Source organism: Gluconobacter sp. Dm-44 (assembly GCF_018256175.1).
Taxonomy (GTDB): domain Bacteria; phylum Pseudomonadota; class Alphaproteobacteria; order Acetobacterales; family Acetobacteraceae; genus Gluconobacter; species Gluconobacter cadivus.
This window is the reverse complement of record NZ_JAERLZ010000018.1, coordinates 1-18264: the sequence shown is the minus strand read 5'-3', so window position 1 is coordinate 18264 and position 18264 is coordinate 1. Positions and strand designations below refer to the sequence as shown.

15 protein-coding genes are annotated in these 18264 nt (G+C 59.4%); 6 read left to right on the top strand and 9 right to left on the bottom strand.

The genetic code is table 11. The features are described 5' to 3' along the window. Window positions 1–58: 58 nt before the first annotated feature. From rho to JK213_RS14200, 3 genes are all read right to left on the bottom strand, one after another. Window positions 59–1360, bottom strand: coding sequence for a transcription termination factor Rho (rho, locus tag JK213_RS14210; protein WP_194262991.1), 1302 nt, complete (start codon window positions 1358–1360; stop codon window positions 59–61). Between the two features lie 276 nt (window positions 1361–1636). Further along, a complete protein-coding gene (locus JK213_RS14205) occupies window positions 1637–3166 on the bottom strand; it encodes a GMC family oxidoreductase (protein ID WP_194263007.1) in 1530 nt (509 codons plus the stop codon). A 14-nt stretch (window positions 3167–3180) separates the two neighbouring features. After that, window positions 3181–3828, bottom strand: a complete 648-nt coding sequence (locus JK213_RS14200) for a gluconate 2-dehydrogenase subunit 3 family protein (protein ID WP_194262990.1) — start codon at window positions 3826–3828, stop codon at window positions 3181–3183. A gap of 168 nt (window positions 3829–3996) precedes the next feature. Here JK213_RS14200 and sucB point away from each other — a divergent pair, with 168 nt between their 5' ends. The 4 genes from sucB to JK213_RS14180 all read left to right on the top strand — a co-directional run bounded on the left by sucB (window position 3997) and on the right by JK213_RS14180 (window position 9802). After that, complete coding sequence (gene sucB / locus JK213_RS14195; protein WP_194262989.1) at window positions 3997–5097, top strand: dihydrolipoyllysine-residue succinyltransferase; 1101 nt, start codon at window positions 3997–3999, stop codon at window positions 5095–5097. Between the two features lie 114 nt (window positions 5098–5211). Continuing rightward, the gene (locus tag JK213_RS14190; protein ID WP_194262988.1) at window positions 5212–6222 is read left to right on the top strand and encodes a L,D-transpeptidase; all 1011 of its coding nucleotides are present in this window, start codon (window positions 5212–5214) and stop codon (window positions 6220–6222) included. 143 nt (window positions 6223–6365) lie between these two features. Then, complete coding sequence (locus JK213_RS14185) at window positions 6366–8630, top strand: TonB-dependent receptor (protein WP_194262987.1); 2265 nt, start codon at window positions 6366–6368, stop codon at window positions 8628–8630. After that, a complete protein-coding gene (locus tag JK213_RS14180) occupies window positions 8627–9802 on the top strand; it encodes a histidine-type phosphatase (RefSeq protein ID WP_194262986.1) in 1176 nt (391 codons plus the stop codon). The genes JK213_RS14185 and JK213_RS14180 overlap by 4 nt, the downstream gene beginning before the upstream one ends. 70 nt (window positions 9803–9872) lie before the next feature. On the opposite strand, the gene JK213_RS14175 is transcribed toward JK213_RS14180, so the two are convergent. From JK213_RS14175 to JK213_RS14165, 3 genes are all read right to left on the bottom strand, one after another. After that, window positions 9873–10253, bottom strand: a complete 381-nt coding sequence (locus JK213_RS14175; RefSeq protein ID WP_194262985.1) for a DUF3597 domain-containing protein — start codon at window positions 10251–10253, stop codon at window positions 9873–9875. 74 nt (window positions 10254–10327) lie between these two features. Beyond that, entirely contained in the window at window positions 10328–11623 is a 1296-nt protein-coding gene (gene ahcY / locus JK213_RS14170; RefSeq protein WP_062107190.1) for an adenosylhomocysteinase, read from the bottom strand. Between the two features lie 94 nt (window positions 11624–11717). After that, complete coding sequence (locus tag JK213_RS14165; protein WP_194262984.1) at window positions 11718–12080, bottom strand: hypothetical protein; 363 nt, start codon at window positions 12078–12080, stop codon at window positions 11718–11720. 242 nt (window positions 12081–12322) lie between these two features. Between JK213_RS14165 and JK213_RS14160 the strand changes: the two genes are divergently transcribed. Next, window positions 12323–13387: a transporter gene (locus tag JK213_RS14160; protein WP_099285912.1), complete on the top strand. Its 1065-nt coding sequence runs from the start codon at window positions 12323–12325 to the stop codon at window positions 13385–13387. Between the two features lie 82 nt (window positions 13388–13469). Here JK213_RS14160 and JK213_RS14155 read toward each other — a convergent pair whose 3' ends face one another. The 3 genes from JK213_RS14155 to mutY form a co-directional block, all read right to left on the bottom strand. Further along, the gene (locus tag JK213_RS14155; RefSeq protein WP_194262983.1) at window positions 13470–15161 is read right to left on the bottom strand and encodes an alpha-keto acid decarboxylase family protein; all 1692 of its coding nucleotides are present in this window, start codon (window positions 15159–15161) and stop codon (window positions 13470–13472) included. A 575-nt stretch (window positions 15162–15736) separates the two neighbouring features. Next, window positions 15737–16378 (bottom strand): hypothetical protein, encoded by a 642-nt coding sequence (locus JK213_RS14150; protein WP_194262982.1) that lies wholly within the window; start codon window positions 16376–16378, stop codon window positions 15737–15739. Further along, a complete protein-coding gene (gene mutY / locus JK213_RS14145) occupies window positions 16375–17433 on the bottom strand; it encodes an A/G-specific adenine glycosylase (RefSeq protein WP_194262981.1) in 1059 nt (352 codons plus the stop codon). The genes JK213_RS14150 and mutY overlap by 4 nt, the downstream gene beginning before the upstream one ends. A gap of 10 nt (window positions 17434–17443) precedes the next feature. On the opposite strand from mutY, the gene JK213_RS14140 reads away from it, so the two are divergent. Beyond that, entirely contained in the window at window positions 17444–17989 is a 546-nt protein-coding gene (locus JK213_RS14140) for a DUF721 domain-containing protein (protein WP_062032570.1), read from the top strand. The last annotated feature ends 275 nt before the right edge of the window (window positions 17990–18264 follow it).

Genomic DNA, 18264 nt, shown 5'->3' with positions numbered 1-18264 from the left:
ACAACAAAAAAGGGGAGCCGGAGCTCCCCTTTTTCATGTCGGCCGTGCTGATCCGGGATCAGTTGTTCATGGCGTCGAAGAAGTCCTGATTGGATTTGCTGTATTTGAGCTTGTCCAGCAGGAAGTCCATGGCGTCCATCGTGCCCATCGGCGCGAGGATGCGGCGCAGGACCCACATCTTGGACAGTTCGGCGCGATCGACCAGCAGTTCTTCCTTACGCGTGCCCGACTTGGTGATGTCGATGGCAGGGAAGGTGCGCTTGTCGGCCAGCTTGCGGTCGAGGATGAGCTCGGCGTTGCCGGTGCCCTTGAACTCTTCGAAGATGACTTCGTCCATGCGCGAGCCCGTGTCGATCAGGGCCGTTGCGATGATCGTCAGCGAGCCACCTTCTTCGATGTTACGCGCGGCGCCAAAGAAGCGCTTGGGGCGCTGCAGGGCGTTGGCGTCCACACCGCCGGTCAGCACCTTGCCCGAGGAGGGGACGACGGTGTTGTAGGCGCGGGCGAGACGGGTGATGGAATCCAGCAGGATGACCACGTCGCGCTTGTGCTCGACGAGGCGCTTGGCCTTTTCCAGCACCATTTCCGTCACCTGGACGTGGCGGGTTGCCGGTTCGTCGAAGGTGGAGGAGACGACTTCGCCGCGCACCGAGCGGGCCATGTCCGTCACTTCTTCCGGGCGTTCGTCGATCAGAAGGACGATCAGGAACACTTCGGGGTGGTTGGCGGAGATGGACGCTGCGATGCTCTGGAGCATCACGGTCTTGCCGGTGCGGGGCGGGGCGACGATCAGGGCGCGCTGGCCCATGCCGATCGGCGTCACGAGATCGATCACGCGTGGGGTGTAGTCGCGCTGGTCTTTCTTGCCCTTGCCGCGCGGAGAGGATTCCGTGACGGCGGCTTCGGACTGTTCGACTTCCATCTTCAGGCGACGCTCGGGGTAGAGCGGCGTGAGGTTGTCGAAGTTGATGCGGGTCCGGACGGTTTCCGGCGCCTCGAAATTGATGGTGTTGACCTTCAGTAGCGCGAAATAGCGCTCGCCGTCGCGCGGGGCGCGGATCTGGCCTTCAACCGTGTCGCCCGGGCGCAGGCCGAAGCGGCGGACCTGCGTGGGGGAGATGTAGATGTCGTCGGGACCGGGAAGGTAGTTGGCTTCCGGGCTGCGCAGGAAACCGAAGCCGTCCGGCAGGATTTCGAGCGTGCCTTCGCCGTAGATCGCCTGATCGCGCTCGGCAAGGGCCTTGAGGATGGCGAACATGATGTCCTGCTTGCGCATGGACGAGACGTTCTCGATCTCCAGTTCCTCTGCGTAATCCAGAAGGTCGGCTGGGGATTTTTTCTTGAGTTCGGCAAGATGCATGAAAGACGCGCCTTGATGTGCCGGTAGTGGCAGACCTGATAGGGGGAGGGATGCGCGACCGTACAGAAGGCGGGGCTACTGTACGGGAACTGCTTGTGTCAGGCGGTGATCTGTGAGGATTTCGCAGGACGATGGAAGCAGGAAGCATCCGTAAGGAAAGGGAGACCGGGTGACAGGACGCCACCGGAAAGTCGTCCTTCGCTTACCGGAGCGCGCAAAGCAGTGTCAAGACTCCTGCGCAGGCTCCGGATCACTTTGATCTATGTCAGATTTCAATCAGGCCTTCAGCATGGCCTCCGCAGTGCGCAGCGAGAGCGCCATGATCGCCAGAGCCGGGTTGGCAGCGGCGGCGCTCGGGAAGATCGAATGATCGGAGATCCACAGATTGTCGATATCGAAACTGCGACCGACCGGATTGACGACATTGCTGTCGGCGTCCGTGCCCATGCGGCAGGTGCCGATCATATGGGCAGCGCGGTCGATGACGCGGATATCCTTTGCGCCCACTGCCTCCCACATCTGCGTCAGCAGGCGGGCGGCGTGGTGGTGCATGGCCCACTCGTTTGGGCCGTAGGAATGTTCGATCAGCGGTTTGGGAATGCCGAAAGCATCTTTTTCGTCCGAAAGCGTGACGCGGTTTTCGGGGCGGGGCAGGCATTCGCCGTTGATGCCCATACCGGCGGAGCGGTTGTATCCGGCGAGCGCACGCGCGAAGGCCGGGCCGCGTGTCGTGGTGCTGCGGGCGAGGTTCTGGCCCCATGTCGCGGGCATCATGCCCAGTGACTGCACGAGGTAGCCGCCGACGAAATTCGCATCCTTGGGGCGCATCATGTCTTCGGTGATGGTCAGGGACGGGTAGCCGCGATTGGGACGGATGTCTTCGTCGAACTCGCCCCAGACCTGTGTGGAGACATGGGTCATGTAGTTCTGGCCGACCTGACCGGAGCTGTTGGCGAGGCCGTTGGTCAGGAGCAGGCGCGGGGTTTCGACGGCACCGGCGGCGAGGACGAGGGTCGCGCATTTCTGGCGGTGTTCGACGCCGTTCTGGCGATAGACCACACCGGTCACGCGGCCGGAGCTGTCGCGTTCGATTGTGTGGGCGAAGCAGCCGGGGCGGAGTTCGGCACCATAAGCGACGGCCATGGGAAGCCATGTGTTGTCCGTGCCTGACTTGGCGCCGTTGCGGCAGCCCTGATGGCAGGCTCCGCAGTTTGCGCAGGCATGGCGGGTGCCGAAATGTGGCTGTTCAATATCGCGAGTGATGAGGGCGGCGGGGCCGTCTGCGTGGCGCAGGCCGAGCGCGTCACAGCCTTCACGCATTTTCAGCGCGGCGGAGTTGGCGGGCGGGGGCGCATAGGCATAGCGGCGCTCCGGGTCCCATGGGTAATGGGCGGGGCCGGAGACGCCGATGAAGGATTCCACGCGCTCGATATAGGGGAGCAGTTCGTCCAGACCGAAGGGCCAGTCCACGCCTTTGCCGGTTTCGGTATGCAGGTGGAAGTCGCGGGCGTCCATGCGCGGCATGAAGGCACCGTAATGGAGCATGGAGCCGCCAAGGCCGGTGCCGCTGTTATTGCCACCGAAAGCCTGCGGGTTTGTGCCTGCGGAGAGGCGTTCGTGCAGCCAGTACAGTTCGCGGGCGGCCACTTCGTCGGGCGTGTGTCCCGTGGCGGGGAAAGCGGGGCCGGCTTCCAGCACCACGACGCTTTTGCCGTTGCGGGAAAGTTCTGCGGCCAGCGGCGCGCCACCGGCACCGCTGCCGATGATGAGGGCATCGACGATGTCCGTTTCGGCGAATGTCTTCATGACGGTCGTACTGCTCATTCGCTGGAGTCTGCCATCTGGAGAAGGGGGGCGGTGGCTTTGGGTTCAAAGGACTCGCGGCTGTCGGGGCCGACTTCGGTGAAGCCCTGAAAGACGGCATCTCCGCCGGTGAGGCTGGAGGAAATGCCGAGCGCCTGCTGGATGCGCGGGTCGCTCATGAGGCAGTCCACAACCTCGCCACGCAGGTCTCCAGACCAGCGTTTCATCTGGGAAGCCGTGAGGCGGCCGTCGCGTTCGAGACCGATCTGCCCGTCCATGACGCCATCAAGCAGGGTGCCACGCAGGTCCGGGGCCAGATGGATGAAGGCGAGTCCGTGCTGTTCGGCTGCGACGTCGTCGAGCGTCAGGAGGGCGGATTCCCAGGCTTCGGCATCGGGCGGGAGATCCGCAAAACGCCAGCCATCGCGGGGGCCGGAGAGCGCGGCGTCGATCCGGGCCGTCATGGCGATGTCGGTACTGGCAGGCAGGATTTCGTCCAGCGGGAGCAGGACGGGCAGCAGCGCGTCTAGGACGGCATAGGCCCGGAGCGACAGGGTGCACGGCTGTTTAGTGGAGACCGAAAGCCGCGATGTCAGGATCTCGCGGGTGCGGGCGGAAAGATGGTTGGAGTCCAGAATTTCAGGACGGTCGGGCGGGTGGGACATTGCGGCCTCCTGTGTTTTGGTTTCAAAGTCCGGCGACGGGGATGGTTCCGCCTCCCGCTGGGAACGAAGATGCAGTATCCTGCATTCTTAATCTTTTCCGGACAGAGTGCCGGGTAACGGCACAGACATTTCCCCGCTTCGCGGCGGGACGCAAGACAAGGAAGCAGCATGACGGTCGAAATCAGGGTTCCGGCGCTTGGAGAAAGCCTGACGACTGCGACTGTCGCGCGGTGGCTTAAAAACTCCGGCGACTATGTGCAGCACGACGAGACCATCGTGGAACTGGAGACGGACAAGGTCAGTGTTGAGGTGACCGCGCCGTCCGCCGGGCGTCTGGAAGACTGTGTGGCGGTGGGCACGGAAGTCGAGATCGGCGGTCTGTTGGGGGCGGTGGACGAGACGGCGGAGGCACCGGCTGCGCCTGAATCTGCTGCGGCCGAACCGGCTCCTGCTCCCAAGGCTGCGGCTTCGGAACCTGTCGCATCTCCGGCGCGCGTCACGCCTCCCGCTCCTGAAACGCCGAAGCCTGTTTCCGTTACCTCGGCCCCCAAGCTGTCCTCGCATGAAGCGCGGGAGCGTCGGGTTCCCATGAGCCGTCTGCGCCAGACGATCGCGCGGAATCTGAAGGCGGCGCAGAACACGGCGGCCATTCTGACGACGTTCAACGAGATCGACATGTCCGCCGCCAAGGCGCTGCGGGCGGAATACAAGGACGAGTTCGAGAAGAAGCATGACGGGGCGCGTCTGGGCTTCATGTCCTTTTTCGCGCGGGCCGTGGTGGGCGCGCTGAAGGATTATCCGGCGATCAATGCGCAGATCGAAGGCGATGAGATCGTCTATCGCGATTTCGTCAATCTGGGCATTGCGGTGGGCACAGAGCGCGGGCTTGTGGTGCCGGTGCTGCATGATGCCGATCAGATGAGTTTTGCCGAGCTGGAGCGTCGCATCGCCGATTATGGTAAGCGGGCGCGGACAGGCGGCCTGAAGCTGGAGGAACTGTCGCATGGGACGTTCTCCATCACGAATGGCGGGATTTTCGGGTCGCTGCTCTCCACGCCGATCCTGAACACGCCGCAGTCGGGCATTCTGGGGATGCATGCCATTCAGGACCGTCCGGTTGTACGGGACGGACAAATCGTGATCCGACCGATGATGTATGTGGCGCTGTCCTACGATCATCGGATCGTAGACGGGCGGGAAGCCGTAAGCTTCCTCGTCCGGATCAAGCAGCTTGTGGAAGATCCGAGGCGCCTGCTTCTGGATCTGTGATGCCTTTTGCGTGGCTGGTGCGTTGAAGATGTCCCAGTCATGCCGAACGCCGGACAGGTCTCTGTTCCCTCGCGTTCTGTTTGTTGTTCCGAACCCGAGGATGGTGCCCTGAAGATGCGTGATGTTTCCAGACTGACGCGGTTTGCAGTTCTGTTATGTGCGTCCACGACGATGGTCATGGGATTGTCACCGCTGACGGCCTGTGCGCGGCCGGATGGCGCGGGGCCGGAATTGTCCGGCCATCAGCCGGATACGACGCCGTCGCTGGGGGTATCGGTTCCGCCGCCAGCCAGCAATCCGCCGACCGATACACCGCCACGGCCCGATCTGGCACCGCCGCCTCTGGATATTCCGGATCTACCGGTTGTGTCCGATGAGGCCGCGCGGGAGGAGGCGTCGCGCCTTGCTGTGTTGATGAAGCATAATATCAAGGGGTTCAGCACCTATACGCCCGAGCGCCGCCGGGCGTTCCTGACGCTTGCAAAGGAGCAGGTGACACAGGCGAACATGCCGATTTCGCGGCCGCAACTCATTATGGTTGTGGATCGCAACGAGCAGATCCAGCATCTGGATTACGTTCTGGCATTGCCGGATGCGCCGTGGGAGTCTCTTGGCGGGACGCCGGTTTCAACCGGGACGACGGGGCGTAAATATTATTACATTACCCCGATCGGGGTTTTCCAGAACACGGCGGACCGTCTGGGCTACCGGGCGGAAGGCACCAAAAACAAGAACGGCATCCGTGGCATCGGCGCGAAGGGATCGCGCGTGTGGGACATGGGGTGGCAGACGGCGATGAAGGGCTGGCTGCCGCGACATGAAACCGGGCAGATTCGGCTGGAGATCCATGCGACGGACCCGCAGTTTCTTGAATGGCGTCTGGGGCATCCGGCGTCGGAAGGCTGCATTCGTATTCCGGCGACCATGAACAAGTTCATGGATCATTATGGCTTGATTGATGCTCTCTATGAACAGGCTGCGAGCTACGATCCGCGTTTTCAGGCATTGCTGCCTAAAGATCGGCAACCCACGCCGATTGCGGGAGATCTGGTGGTTGTGGTGGATTCAGGACCACTAACTGAACCGAAGATTGACCCTATTGCAGATAAAAGGCCGTTACCGTAAATATAAAATAAGAAATATTTCAAAATAAGTATGAAGATTTGAAGTAAAACGTGTGAATGTTTTATTTCAGGAACGGTAAAGCAGTTTTCCTGACCTGAAGCCTTCCGTATGGAGTGCGCGCCAATCACTGGAGCCCACTCCCCATGACGTTCAAGATGCGTAACCATATCCTGCTTTCCGGGTGCTTTGCCGGTGCCCTGTTTCTGGGAGGAGGCGCGCAGGCTGATGTTCCTGATGCAAAACAGAAAAAGCATGAGGAGCATAAAACCAGAAAAGAAAAAGACGCGACGCCCGGTGTGGAAAATCTGACCGTTCTGGGTCATGCCGCGCGAATTGCGCCTGCGACGGTTCCGCTGGACATTACGGAGCCGACATCAAAAATTCAGTATGGTTTTTTAAGCAATAACATTATTCCGCTTGCCAGTATCGACGACATTATCCGCTTTCAGCCGAGCGTTTATTCTCAAAATCCTAACGGTCCCGGAATGGGTAAAGCGGAGGCGATGAGCCTGCGCGGTTTTCAGGACGGCCAGTACAACATGACGTTCGATGGCATTCCGTTTGGTGATGCCACCGATTTGCATCATACGACATCGTCCCTATTTATTTCGCACTTCTTGGGAGAGGCGCAGATTGATCGCGGTCCGGGAACGGGCTCGACGATCGGCAATGCCACCTTTGGTGGCACGATGGGTTTCACGTCCAAGACGCCTCCGGCCAAGAGGGGGGTGTCGTTGTATGGGACCTATGGCAGTTTTAATACGCGTGCAGGCGGTATCGAATTTGATAGTGGCAAGACGCGCTTTGGTCGTGCATTTCTCGATATGCAGCATGAGGAAACGAACGGATATCTGACCAATTCGGCAGAGCGCCGGAGCAATCTGATGTTCAAAGACGTGATTGACCTTGCGCCTGAGACGACGCTGACATTGGAGACGACCTATAACAAGGAATGGCAGTTTACGACGCAGGGCGCGACGCTCGCGGAATATGCGAAATACGGGAAGAATTACGGGTTGTGCAATGACCCATCCAAGCAGTGTTATTATGGATATAATCCCAGCACCTATACGTCAGATTTTGATTACGTCAGTCTGAAAAGCCGTCTTGCATCGTGGTTGACGATGGAAAACCAGCTTTATACGAGCGGGTTTGAGCATGATTATACGGAAAGCACGGATGCCAGCCAGACGAGCACGGCTGCGAACGGGGTGACGTTCTACAATACGGCCGGGAAAAAGGTGGCGACCTATGCAAATGATATTCCCGGGAAATATGCGGACGCCAAATTCCGTTCTTATGGCGATACGTTACGATTCAAGGCGCATACGGTTTATGGGGATGTTCTGTTCGGTGTATGGGCGGACGTGCAGAAGGACCGTCGGTACACCTATGCACTCGATCTAAGTAAAAATGCGATACCGGTTCCGTCTAAAACAGGGTCGGCTTACAGCTATGATATTTCGGATCTGAACACGACCATTCAACCCTATCTCGAACTGGATATTCACCCATGGAAAGGTGCGGTTATCAAGCCGGGTATGAAATATTCCATGTTCACAAGGGATTATGATGCAGCCATTAACAAGTCCACGAAGGTGCCGCTGAATGATACGCAGCATTATGGATCCTGGCAGCCGTCTATTGCGATCAATCAACGAATTATGAAAAACTGGAGCGCGTATGCACAGATCGCACGCGGTTTTCTGGCGCCTCCGATGTCGGTTTTTCAGGTGAAGTCGGTTGGAAACGTGAAGCCTGAAACGACGCTGAATTATCAGGTGGGGTCGGTTTATCACGGCAAGAACTGGATGCTGTCACTGGATGGATATTATATCGATTTTTCCAATTATATCGCCTCCGCACAGATCAAGGTCGATGGGATCGGAACGACATCCACATATGTGAATAGTGGCGGCGCGATTTATAAGGGGATCGAGCTTGAGGGGCAGTATGTCATTGGATATGGCTTCTCGCTTTACGGCAATTACAGCGTAAATGATGCGCGCTACAAACATAGCACCGTGCGCGTTGCGACGACGCCGGATTCATTGGCATCGTTCGGTCTGCTTTATGAAAATCCGAAAGGGCCGTATTTCTCGCTGATGGGGAAATATGTCGGGCATCACTGGGGGCTGGACAGTACCACGAATGCGGCCGGAAATGCGGTGTTTGAAAACCAGTACAAAATCCACAGCAATGTGACGGCGGATCTGGCGCTGGGGTGGCGCATTCACAATATCGGTGGTTTCATGCGCGACGTGACGCCGAGCCTCAAGATTTCCAACCTTTTCAACAATCGCTCTATCAGCGATTTTGCGGGCAACCAGTCTTATGGTGATGCGCCGCTTTATTGGCGTCTGGCAGGGCGCAGCGTCTTCTTCAACATGACGGCGACATTCCCGTGAAAAAGACGCATACTGTTTTTCTGCTGGCCTTGTTCCTGACGGGTTGTTCGGATGGTGCCTCCGTGCCGTCAGGGCCTGTTCTGGAAAAAGTCGTGCTGCTGTCGCGGCACGGGATCCGCAGTCCGACGGCTTCTTCAACGGCGTTGCGGGAGAAGACCGGTTTTGACTGGCCCGAATGGTCTGTTGCGCCCGGAGAAATGACGCCGCATGGAGCTGCGGCGCTTGGGGCCATGGTTCAGGCTGTCCGAACGCATTATGTGGATGTTGGATTTAATCCGTTACGATCCTGTTCCGATGATGTGCGGATCTGGTCGGATGGTGCGGATCATCGAACGCAGCAGACCGGGCAGGTCTGGGCACGAAATTTGACTCTGGACTGTCATGTTTCTGCGCAATGGCAGGAGCATGGACCGGACCCTGTGTTCAATGCCATTTCCGCTGGACGCGCGGTGCCGTCGAAGCAGGAGACGGAGCAGGGGTTTGCCTCCATGCTGCCTGTCTCGAAGCGTTCGGATGTTCGGGGTGGTTTGCAGGCTTTGCAGACATTAATGGCGCCCGGCGCGTGTGATGGTGTTGCGCATATGGCGTGGTGTCTGCGCGATAATGTGGAGCTTGAATGGAAGAAAGGCGCGCCACGTCTCTCAGGAGGGGTAGCGACGGGTGGCATGGCGGCGGAAAGTCTGTTGCTGCTCTATTCCGAGGGCTTTCCGCTGGATGTTTTCGGGTCTGCCAAAGTGGATATTCCGGGGTTTCTGAAAACCGTTCTGCCGGTTCATGAAGCAGAGAGCCGGATGTTGCGGCGGCTGCCTGTTGTGGCGGCGGCGCGTAATGGGGTGATGGCTGAGAGCATCCGGGCGTTTCTGGCGGACCGTCCGGTGACGGAAATTCCGGGCGTGACGGACACCACGCGTCTGCTGGTTCTGGCGGGGCACGATACGAATCAGGATGCGCTGGCGGCGATCTTCGGACTGTCATGGACGTTTGACGATCAGCCGGACAGCACCGCGCCGGATACGGTTCTGGCGTTCGAGCGTTGGCGTTATCCGGACCGGCACGTTGTGGTCAGAGTGCGGATATTCCATCAGTCTCTTGAGGAACTGCGTGCGGGGCAGGCGTCCGGTGTGGAGCGTTCGATGCAGACGCTTGAGCCGGGGAAGGCAATCCTTCTCTGAGGTCAACGTTTCATAAAAAAAAGCCCGGCTGTCACCAGCCGGGCTTTTTTCGTGATGGAGAGGACGCGGATCAGTGCGTCCAGTCAGCCGGAACCTTGCCACCATTCTTGGCCAGCTCGGCATAGACCTGCTTGATGAGCCAGACATTCATCGTCGCGGTGTCGTCCGTACTGCCCGAATAATGCAACTCGCTTGCCAGTTCCTTGCGGGACTGGAGCGAGCTGTCGAGGCCGAGCAGCTTCAGGAGATCCACGATGGAAGTCTTGTAGTTCAGCGGCTGGCCTGCATTTGCGGCCAGACCGGAAAGGACGGCGTCCACATCCACGGGTGCTGCTCCCGGGGCTGCTGCTGCGGGAGCGGCGGCTGCTTCAGCCGGAGCGGCTGTGGTGGACGGTGTGGCGGCTTCTGCATGTCCGAAGATCTTGGACATGATCGTGCTGAAAAGACCCATGGGTGTAACTCCTGCTGGTTAAGGAAATCGGGAAAGGGCGCAACCGGGTTTCGCCCTTCCTGACCGGCCTCGTCTTAGTAGCGGTATTCTTCGTGTTTGAACGGACCGTTGACGGGAACGTCGATGTAGTCCGCCTGTTTCTGTGACATTTTGGAAAGTTCTGCGCCGACCTTTGCGAGGTGCAGGGCAGCAACCTTCTCGTCCAGAGACTTCGGCAGGGTGTAGACCTTGACTTCGTACTGGCCGGGCTTTGCCGTCCACAGTTCGATCTGCGCCAGGGTCTGGTTGGTGAAGGATGCGGACATCACGAAGGACGGGTGGCCCGTTGCGTTGCCCAAATTCACCAGACGGCCTTCGGACAGAAGGATGATGCGGCGGTTCGGAGCCAGTTCGATCTCGTCGACCTGCGGCTTGATGTTGTTCCAGCGATAGTTGCGCAGGGCTTCGACCTGAATTTCGCTGTCGAAGTGACCGATGTTGCAGACGATCGCGCGGTCTTTCATCTCACGCACATGGTCGATCGTGATGATGTCCACGTTGCCGGTGCAGGTGACGAAAATGTCGCCGCGCGGGGCTGCGTTTTCCATCGTGACGACTTCATAGCCTTCCATGGCGGCCTGAAGGGCGCAGATCGGATCGACTTCTGTCACGAGCACGCGGCAGCCTGCGTTGCGCAGGGAGGCAGCGGAGCCCTTGCCCACGTCACCGTAACCGGCAACCACGGCGACCTTGCCAGCCATCATGACGTCCGTGCCGCGACGGATCGCGTCCACGAGGCTCTCACGGCAGCCATACAGGTTGTCGAACTTGGACTTCGTGACGCTGTCGTTCACGTTGATGGCCGGAACCTTCAGCGTGCCCTTCTTGGACATTTCCCACAGACGATGCACGCCCGTTGTCGTCTCTTCGGAGATGCCGCGCACGTCCTTGAGCATTTCGGGGTACTTGTCGTGCATCATGATGGTGAGGTCGCCACCATCATCGAGGATCATGTTCGGCGTCCAGCCATCGGGACCATGGATGGTCTGCTCAATGCACCAGTTGAACTCCTCTTCCGTCAGGCCCTTCCAAGCGAAAACGGGGATGTTCGCGGCGGCGATGGCGGCGGCGGCGTGATCCTGCGTGGAGAAGATGTTGCACGACGACCAGCGGACCGTGGCGCCGAGGTCGATCAGCGTCTCGATCAGAACGGCGGTCTGGATGGTCATGTGCAGACAGCCGGCGATGCGGGCGCCCTTGAGCGGCTGTGTGTCCTTGTACTCTTCGCGAAGAGCCATCAGGCCCGGCATTTCGCCTTCGGCGATGGAGATTTCCTTGCGGCCCCAATCTGCCAGAGTAATGTCGCGAACCTTGTAATCCTGCGTCGTCATGAAATGGCCCTTGCTGCCCATCTTTGGATGGCTGCCTGTATAAAGGCTTGGCGGACCCGCGGAAAGGGCGGGCCCGGCAATAGGCTTTTACCTCTTATTCCGGCGCGGACGTCTTGCTTGGGGCGGACGTCTTTTTATGCGTGTGATGGTGCTTGCCGGGAAGCGTGTGTACGTCCTTCTGGTTCGACGGGACGGGACCGGTTTCGTTCGTGCTGCGGGTCATGGGGCTGGGGGCTGCGGGAGCGGGCTGGTCCGGCTGTTCCGTTATGGTGCGCGGGTTGGTCGGCAGGGCGTTGTTCGGTTGATTGACCGTAGAGTTCTGCGCTTTCTGGATCGCGGAGGTTGAGGTCTGTGGCTGATCGTTGCTGGGTGCGCTGACAGCCTGAGCCATTGCAGGAGCGGCGATTGCGGTGCCGAGCAGAAGGCTTGTGGCGAAAAATGCTGTGCGGATGGACATGGATATTCCTTTCCGGAGGAGCGTGCCCGTATGTCGGGGCAGACTCATTGCGATATGGTGTTTTAACTGTCTGTTTGGGATGGAGTTGCATTTCCGTGACGGTTTGGGTGCGGAAAGGCGGGTATATTGCGTCTGTATGCAGGGCATGCGAGAAGCCGGAGAGGGCGCGTTGCCCCGTCGTTTCTGTTGAACCTGCATGCCGGTTCTGCCGGTCCTGAACCCCCTGAAAACAGGAGGATGTCGTGTCAGACAGCACTGCCTACAACTTCCCCTTCACGGTTCTGGACCCACAGCATCAGGAAACCGGCGCGCCTGCGTTCGCGAACGGACTTGTCTGGGCCGTGCACGCCGTTCCGGGGCAGGAACTGCGGACGCTGGGATCGGCTGAGGTGGAGGCGCTTCTGGCGCCGGGACGCCCGCTTGAGAACGAAGGCTGGTACTGGCTGCATTTCGATACGGTGCATAGTTCGGCGCGGGGCTATGTCGCACATCTGCCGGATCTGCCCGAAGACGTTTGTGCCATGCTGGCCGAGACGGAATATGGCATTGCGCTTGAGGCGTTCGAGGATCTGATCTGGGGGGCGCTGCCCGCCTTTGACGATGCGCTGTCCGAAGAAGACCGGGAGATCTGTGCCTGGCGGTTTGCGATGCGCCCCGATCTGCTGATTACGACGCGGCGTAATCCCATTCCGGTGCTGGGGGCGGCCTATCGCTCCCTGAGGCCGGATCAGATCCCCAGAACGCCTGCGGGGATTATTGACCGTGCGTTGCGGGAATTTACCGGAACCGTTCGGCGTCAGCTCGGGCATCTGGATGATGAGCTGGATCGTGCGGAAGATGTGCTCCTGCTGATCGAGCATCGCTCCGATCTGGGGCATCTGGGTAGTATCGTGGGCAAGGTGCGCCGTCGTGCAACCGAGCTGCGCCGGGTTGTGACGCCAATTGACCGCGTTCTAAAAGACGAGGATCTGGATCTTCCGGACTGGGCGGAGGACGAACTGCGGGACCGTGCGGAGCGGCAGGTTCATGCGGCGCTGGACGATCTGATCGCGCTTCAGGACCGTGCGCGGTCGTTGCAGGACGAACTCGGGTCCAATCAGGCGGAAGAGACCAACAGGCGGCTGTATATCGTCTCGGTCGGGACCACGTTGATGCTGCCCGCGACATTCGTAACCGGGTTCTTCGGCATGAATACCGGTGGGATGTTTCTGGCTCAGGGGTCGTTGGGGACCGTGGAGGCAGGCATTGTCTGTTTCGTCTTCATGAGTGTGACGTTTCTGTTCATGAAGGTGGCGCGTCTGCTCTGACGGTCGTCAGGTTTTCATGTGGTACAAAAGAAAAAACCCCCGTGTCAGACACGGGGGTTTTTCGTTAGAGACCTGATTATGATCAGGTATTCTGGGGCTTGCGGGAGTTTGCTGCTGCAACAGCCTTGCCCCACTGGACCAGTGTCTTGGTGCAGTCCGTCCGGTCGAGTTTGCACTCGATGAGGGTCGGGCCACGGGTGTTCTTCTTGGCCTTGGCGATGGCTTCGGCCAGTTCCTCGCCCGTCGTGGCATGCAGGCCGAGACCGTACTTGCCGCTTTCCTCGCCGGGGACGCCCTGGTTGAAGCACTGCATCAGAGCGGCGTAATCCCAGTTCTGGATGTAGTTGTACGGGCCGTCATGGATGGCGATTTCGATGACGTAGCCGTGGTTGTTCACGAGGAAGATGATGACCGGCAGTTCGTAGCGGACCATCTGGGCCACTTCCTGCGCGGTGAGCTGGAAGGAGCCGTCACCGACCATCAGCACATGCTTGCGCTCCGGCGAGCCGGTGGCGTTGCCGAACATGGACGGAACGGACCAGCCGATATGGCCCCACTGCATTTCCGTCTCGACCTTCGCACCTTCGGGAAGGTGCATACGCATGGCGTTGAACCATGAGTCGCCGGTCTCGGCGAAAAGGGTGGTGTTGCCGTCGACCAGTTCGTTGATCTGGCGGGTCATTTCGTCGTTGGTCAGCGGTTTGGCCTGATCGGCCTTCGGCAGGATGACGGGCTTGTATTCGCCGGTCAGAGCTGCGGACTTCTTCGGGGCCTTCTCGCTCAGGGCTTTGACGAATTCCTTGAGGCGGAAGCCGTCGAAGGTCTTGCCGTTGACGGTCACGCGGTCCGGATCGATTTCGAGAACCTTTTCGCCGCGGATGATGCTCTTCCAGCCGCCCGAGGAGTAGTCGTTCCAGACGGGAGCAAGGCAGATCACGGCATCGGCGCCTTCGATGATCTCCTGGGCACCGGGGCTGCTGACATCGCCCCAGTAAACACCACGGAAGCCGGGATGCGTTTCGGGGAAGTAGCTTTTGGCGGCGGCCATGACCGTCACGGGGCAGCCGAGCTTGTCGGCCAGCTCGACGGTTTCTTTGAGCGCTTCGGCGGCGCGCAGCTTGGTACCGACGAGGATGGCGACCTTGCTGGCCTTGTCGAGGAAGCTCAGGCTCTCGTCCAGAGCGGCCTTGAGGCTGGCTTCGTCGGGGCGTGGGTGGGCGTGCAGGGACGACACCGGACCCGGACGGACACAGGGTGCGGCGGAGACGTTACAGGCGATTTCGAGATAGGCCGGCTTCTTCTCGCGCAGCATGGTGCGGATGACGTGGTCGATCTTTGCCGGAGCTGTTTCGGCGGAGGTGATGCTTTCGGCGGCGCAGGTGACGTGCTTCGCCATTTCCATCTGGTAGCTGTATTCGGTCGTGCCGATCGTGTGATGCAGGACGTGGCCCGAACCGTGATCGTTGGTGTTTGGCGCACCGGAAATCACGAGGATCGGCAGGTTTTCGGCGTAAGCGCCGCCCAGACCGTTCATGGCGGAAATCGCGCCGACGCTGAAGGTGATGATGGCTGCGGCGGCGCCATTGGCGCGGGCATAGCCTTCGGCGGCGAAGGAGCAGTTCAGCTCGTTACAGTCATAGATCTGCTTGGTGCCGCCCTGTTCGATCATCTGGTCGAGCAGAACGAGGTTGTAGTCACCTGCGACGGCAAAATGATGCTTCAGGCCGATCTGCGTCAGGCGTTCGGAAAGATAATGTCCGACAGTGTAGGTCATGATTTCGATACCTCAAGAGCCATAGGGACGGTCAGATGACTGGATGGTCTGGCGTGCTGACAGGACCATGCAGTCATCTGACCAGAGACAGGCGGATGGCAGGTTGCGGGCTGGTGTCTGAAGCAGGGTTGCGAGGGATGATGTACTGTCAAGGAGAGCGGAAAATCATAAAATCCGGGATAGCGATTGTCTGTCGTTAAATAATGGGTGGGGTAAGACAATAAACGGTCCGGTCCGTTGAGACGGTCCCTGAAAACGGCAAGAAAAGAACCAGTTGGCGACATATCTTCCCATGACAGCCGGAAAACAGACCGGCTTCGTATGAAATACCCGCCTGCTTCAGACGCATAAATGTTTAGAACAAAAATTCTGTCTGTGAAGGACATCGATCAAAAATTACAATTAATTGAAAAAACCCTTTCACGTGAGGGAGAATACAATACAGACAGACAATTTCTGTGAAAATGATAAGGACTGAAATGGTCTTGCTTAGGTATTTTAAATAGCAGAATTTGTTATGGTGTGTCGAATATATAGGAGAAATCTTTCCATATATTTCGTTTATGGGGATATTTTTATACTATTGCTGATTGGGTGGGTGTTTCGCGGGATACGGTAAAATGGACAGGCTGGGCGTCGGCATCCCATGTCAGTGCGATTTTGGCGATGGCGCCTGGCATGATCTGGCCGATCTGGATCAGGGTTGTCGTGTTCAGGAACAATGGGAGGGTCCTGTCGCCAAACTGGAGCACGAATCCTTGCTGGAGCGTGGGGGTAGGCAGGGCATTCCCCGCGTCGTCTTGCAGTTTTACGGTGTTGGGTTTGAGGATCAGAGACAATCCACGCAACATTTCGACGGTCATGGGAAAGAAAATTTCCCATTCTCCTGGTCTAGGGGCCCAAAAATCTACGGGCTCTGGACCAAGAGGGGAGCTTCTTAGATAGGTGCCGGTTCGCGGAATGAAAAAGACCACGCGGTTTGGGGGGAATTCCTGCATTTCCATTTCTGGAAAAGGGCGGGGCATTGAAACCCGCTTTTCCAGAACCGGAGGGCAGGGAAGCTGGAAAGGTAAGGGAACGGCGGTGCTGAGACCCGGAAGGCGGCCTTCCTGAAAGGGGGTGCGGTCGAGGGCGTCCCTTACGGAATTATGATCGAGCATCCAGCCGAACCAGTCCATGAACCAGAGGCGGAGTGTCGGCGGGGTCTCAGTCATCATGTCTCCGAAGGTTGTTTGGTGAGAGCCAGACATTTCTTCATGACGCCGGGCAGCGCGGCGCGCTTCGTTGAGCGGAACGCGCCGAAAGAGGAATCGATCCCTGCATTATGGCCCGGTGGAAGGTAAGCCTCATAAACCGTGAGATACAGGGTGAAATGGGTGAAGACGTGGCGGATTTCGCCTCTGAGGGTCCAGTTGGTCAGGCACGGGGCATGGGCGAGGGCTTCGTCTTCGCTCCAGAGTGTGCTGCGCCAGTCGGTTCCGGGGAGTTCGTCCATGCCGCCCAGCAGGCCTGTGGGAGGGCGGGTTCGCAGCAGGATCTGGCCGTCGGCATCATGCAGGAGGAAATGTACGCCGTAGCGTGTGGGGCGTGTCTGTTTGGGCTGTTTGGCCGGGAGCTGGGCTGCGATTCCGCGGGCATGGGCGATGCAGGAGGTCTGCCAGGGGCAGGTCAGACAGGCAGGGTTGCGGGGTGTGCAGATCGTTGCGCCGAGGTCGAACAGGGCCTGTGCGAAGTCGGAGGGACGGCTTTGCGCGACAGGATCGGCGTTCAGGAGTGCGGCCTGTTTCGCCAGAAGGGGGCGTGCAGCCGGGAGCGGTTCTTCGGTTGCGTTGAGGCGGGCCGTGACGCGCTCGACATTGCCGTCGACGGGGACAACGGGGCGTCCAAAGGCGATGGCGGCGATGGCGCGGGCCGTGTAGGCCCCGATTCCGGGAAGGGTCAGTAACTCTGTGACCGTGTCTGGGAAGCCGCCGCGTTCGGAGACCCGTTTTGCACAGGCATGGAGATTGCGGGCACGGGCATAGTAGCCGAGGCCAGCCCAGAGGTGCAGGACGTCTTCGAGCGGGGCCGCCGCGAGGTCCTGGACTGTAGGGTAATGCGTGAGAAAGCGCTCGTAATAGGATATGACGGCTTTGACGGTCGTCTGCTGGAGCATGATCTCGCTCAGCCAGACGGCATACGGGTCCGGACGCTGGCCGGGCAGGCTGCGCCAGGGAAGGGCGCGGCGGTGGTGGTCGTACCAGCGCAGCAGGGCGGATGCATCAGGAGTCACGGGAACGGATATGACGAAGGATCGCGGTTCGGACAAGCGCCCGTTACGAAATACAGCCCGAAAGAAACCGGCGCAGGAGCCTGATGGCTGGGTTCCCGCGCCTGATCGTAACTGGACGCCGCGTCGTTCTGGCACGAAGCAGATCGGGTCTTTCGTTCAGGCGCTGACGCAGCCTGTCTTCAAGAAGAAGCCGCCGGTTCTGGCGCGCCTGATGATGGACTGGGCGGATTTTGTCGGTCCGCGTCTGTCCAAACAGACCGAACCGCGCCGTTTGTCTGCGGGAACGCTGACGCTGGCCTGTGCGGGGCCGATTGCCATGGAGCTTCAGCATCTTGCGCCGCAGATTATCGAGCGCATCAATGTGGCGTGTGGGCTGCGGGGCGAATATGGGATCGAGCGTCTGAAGATTGTTCAGGATCTGGTGGCGTTCGAGCGACCGACGCCGAAGCGCCCGAAACCGTTGCAGATTGAAGTGCCGGATATCGAGGATGAGGAGCTTCGTCTGGCGCTGGAAAGCCTTGGGGGGCATCTTGGCGCGAAGCGGAAGCGAAGGTGACGGAAGTGTTTCACGTGAAACAAGTTGTTTCGTCACGGAAAGGCCCTCTTCCTACACGATCTGGTAATGCCGATATGGAAAACATGATCGGGCTTTCCCGCAGGAGACTTGCCATGACCCTCACATATAGACCGGCCGCTGCACTGATGCTGGCCTTGCTGGCGTCCACGATTTCCGTTCCCGCTTTTGCCCAGCATGGGGGGGGACCGGGCGGAGGCGGTGGATTTCATGGCGGCGGAGGCCCCGGTGGGGGCTTTCACGGTGGTGGTATGGGC

Coding starts and splice junctions, on each gene's coding strand:
- JK213_RS14205 (WP_194263007.1), bottom strand. CDS start 3,166: ATGAAGACATTCGCCGAAACGGACATCGTCGATGCCCTCATCATCGGC.
- JK213_RS14150 (WP_194262982.1), bottom strand. CDS start 16,378: ATGATGACTGAGACCCCGCCGACACTCCGCCTCTGGTTCATGGACTGG.
- JK213_RS14190 (WP_194262988.1), top strand. CDS start 5,212: ATGCGTGATGTTTCCAGACTGACGCGGTTTGCAGTTCTGTTATGTGCG.
- sucB (WP_194262989.1), top strand. CDS start 3,997: ATGACGGTCGAAATCAGGGTTCCGGCGCTTGGAGAAAGCCTGACGACT.
- JK213_RS14185 (WP_194262987.1), top strand. CDS start 6,366: ATGACGTTCAAGATGCGTAACCATATCCTGCTTTCCGGGTGCTTTGCC.
- ahcY (WP_062107190.1), bottom strand. CDS start 11,623: ATGACGACGCAGGATTACAAGGTTCGCGACATTACTCTGGCAGATTGG.
- JK213_RS14165 (WP_194262984.1), bottom strand. CDS start 12,080: ATGTCCATCCGCACAGCATTTTTCGCCACAAGCCTTCTGCTCGGCACC.
- JK213_RS14175 (WP_194262985.1), bottom strand. CDS start 10,253: ATGGGTCTTTTCAGCACGATCATGTCCAAGATCTTCGGACATGCAGAA.
- JK213_RS14140 (WP_062032570.1), top strand. CDS start 17,444: ATGACGAAGGATCGCGGTTCGGACAAGCGCCCGTTACGAAATACAGCC.
- JK213_RS14155 (WP_194262983.1), bottom strand. CDS start 15,161: ATGACCTACACTGTCGGACATTATCTTTCCGAACGCCTGACGCAGATC.
- rho (WP_194262991.1), bottom strand. CDS start 1,360: ATGCATCTTGCCGAACTCAAGAAAAAATCCCCAGCCGACCTTCTGGAT.
- JK213_RS14200 (WP_194262990.1), bottom strand. CDS start 3,828: ATGTCCCACCCGCCCGACCGTCCTGAAATTCTGGACTCCAACCATCTT.